Source organism: Oceanobacillus kimchii X50 (genome assembly GCF_000340475.1).
GTDB lineage: Bacteria > Bacillota > Bacilli > Bacillales > Amphibacillaceae > Oceanobacillus > Oceanobacillus kimchii.
In genome coordinates, this window is sequence record NZ_CM001792.1 from 2,339,478 (window position 1) to 2,342,455 (window position 2,978).

Below are 2,978 nucleotides of genomic sequence, written 5' to 3' on the forward strand. Positions count from 1 at the left end.
AACTTAGATAAGTCCTCGATCAATTAGTATCCGTCAGCTGCACGTGTCGCCACGCTTCCACCTCGGACCTATCAACCTCATCGTCTCTGAGGGATCTTACTCACTCGAAGTGATGGGAAGTTTCATCTTGAGGGGGGCTTCATGCTTAGATGCTTTCAGCACTTATCCTTTCCACACGTAGCTACCCAGCCATGCTCCTGGCGGAACAACTGGTACACCAGCGGTGTGTCCATCCCGGTCCTCTCGTACTAAGGACAGCTCCTCTCAAACTTCCAACGCCCACGACGGATAGGGACCGAACTGTCTCACGACGTTCTGAACCCAGCTCGCGTACCGCTTTAATGGGCGAACAGCCCAACCCTTGGGACCGACTACAGCCCCAGGATGCGATGAGCCGACATCGAGGTGCCAAACCTCCCCGTCGATGTGAACTCTTGGGGGAGATAAGCCTGTTATCCCCGGGGTAGCTTTTATCCGTTGAGCGATGGCCCTTCCATGCGGAACCACCGGATCACTAAGCCCGACTTTCGTCCCTGCTCGACTTGTAGGTCTCGCAGTCAAGCTCCCTTCTGCCTTTACACTCTACGAATGATTTCCAACCATTCTGAGGGAACCTTTGGGCGCCTCCGTTACTCTTTGGGAGGCGACCGCCCCAGTCAAACTGCCCGCCTGACACTGTCTCCGAACCGGATTACGGTCCTGGGTTAGAATGTTCATACAGCGAGGGTGGTATCCCACGGGTGCCTCCACGTAAGCTAGCGCTCACGCTTCAAAGGCTCCCACCTATCCTGTACAAGCTGCACAAACATTCAATATCAGGCTACAGTAAAGCTCCACGGGGTCTTTCCGTCCTGTCGCGGGTAATGCGCATCTTCACGCATAGTATAATTTCACCGGGTCTCTCGTTGAGACAGTGCCCAAGTCGTTGCACCTTTCGTGCGGGTCGGAACTTACCCGACAAGGAATTTCGCTACCTTAGGACCGTTATAGTTACGGCCGCCGTTTACTGGGGCTTCGGTTCAAAGCTTCGCTCCGAAGAGCTAACTCGTCCCCTTAACCTTCCAGCACCGGGCAGGTGTCAGCCCCTATACTTCGCCTTTCGGCTTCGCAGAGACCTGTGTTTTTGCTAAACAGTCGCTTGGGCCTATTCACTGCGGCTCCTCCTTAAAAGGAGCACCCCTTCTCCCGAAGTTACGGGGTCATTTTGCCGAGTTCCTTAACGAGAGTTCTCCCGCTCACCTTAGGATTCTCTCCTCGCCTACCTGTGTCGGTTTGCGGTACGGGCACCTATGATCTAACTAGAGGCTTTTCTTGGCAGTGTGAAATCCGGAACTTCGGTACTTTATTTCCCTCCCCATCACAGCTTGAAATTGCCAGACGGATTTGCCTATCTGACTTTCTCACTGCTTGGGCGCACACATCCATCGGTGCGCATTCCTTATCCTACTGCGTCCCCCCATCGCTCAAACAATCATGAGGTGGTACAGGAATATCTACCTGTTGTCCATCGCCTACGCCTGTCGGCCTCGGCTTAGGTCCCGACTAACCCTGAGAGGACGAGCCTTCCTCAGGAAACCTTAGGCATTCGGTGAAAGAGATTCTCACTCTTTTTTCGCTACTCATACCGGCATTCTCACTTCTAAGCGCTCCACCAGTCCTCACGGTCTGACTTCACAGCACTTAGAACGCTCTCCTACCATTGTTCGTAAGAACAATCCGCAGCTTCGGTGATACGTTTAGCCCCGGTACATTTTCGGCGCAGAGTCACTCGACCAGTGAGCTATTACGCACTCTTTAAATGGTGGCTGCTTCTAAGCCAACATCCTGGTTGTCTGGGCAACTCCACATCCTTTTCCACTTAACGTATACTTTGGGACCTTAGCTGGCGGTCTGGGCTGTTTCCCTTTCGACTATGAACCTTATCACCCATAGTCTGACTCCCAAGTTTAAGTAACTGGCATTCGGAGTTTGACTGAATTCGGTAACCCGGTAGGGGCCCCTAGTCCAATCAGTGCTCTACCTCCAGTACTCATCATCTTGAGGCTAGCCCTAAAGCTATTTCGGAGAGAACCAGCTATCTCCGTGTTCGATTGGCATTTCACCCCTACCCACACCTCATCCCCGCATTTTTCAACATACGTGGGTTCGGGCCTCCAGTCAGTGTTACCTGACCTTCACCCTGGACATGGGTAGATCACACGGTTTCGGGTCTACGACCACATACTATATCGCCCTATTCAGACTCGCTTTCGCTGCGGCTCCGTGTCTTCCACTTAACCTTGCATGGGATCGTAACTCGCCGGTCCATTCTACAAAAGGTACGCCGTCACCCATTAACGGGCTTCGACTACTTGTAGGCACACGGTTTCAGGTTCTATTTCACTCCCCTTCCGGGGTGCTTTTCACCTTTCCCTCACGGTACTGGTTCACTATCGGTCACTAGGGAGTATTTAGCCTTGGGAGATGGTCCTCCCGGATTCCGACGGAATTCCACGTGTTCCGCCGTACTCAGGATACACTCCGGAGGAAATTCTTTTTCAATTACAGGGCTGTTACCTTCTTCGGCTGATCTTTCCAGATCGATTCATTTAAAGAATTTCTTTGTAACTCCAAAGGAGTGTCCTACAACCCCAGAAAGCAAGCTTTCTGGTTTGGGCTCTTTCCGTTTCGCTCGCCGCTACTCAGGAAATCGAGGTTTCTTTCTCTTCCTCCAGGTACTGAGATGTTTCAGTTCCCCGGGTCTGCTCCCTATACCCTATGTATTGAGGTATAGGTACTGCTCCATTACGAACAGTGGGTTTCCCCATTCGGAAATCCCCGGATCAAAGTTTACTTACAACTCCCCGAGGCATATCGGTGTTAGTCCCGTCCTTCTTCAGCTCCTAGTGCCAAGGCATCCACCGTGCGCCCTTATTCACTTAACTAAGTTGTTATTTCAGTAAATAAGCGTGCTAATTTAATAGCCTTGTTTCAAAATA

The 2,978-nt window shown here is 51.7% G+C and carries 1 rRNA gene; it reads right to left on the reverse strand.

What is annotated here, in order from left to right:
* Positions 1–3 precede the first annotated feature (3 nt).
* A 23S ribosomal RNA gene (locus C794_RS12200) occupies positions 4–2,924 on the reverse strand.
* Positions 2,925–2,978 lie beyond the last annotated feature (54 nt).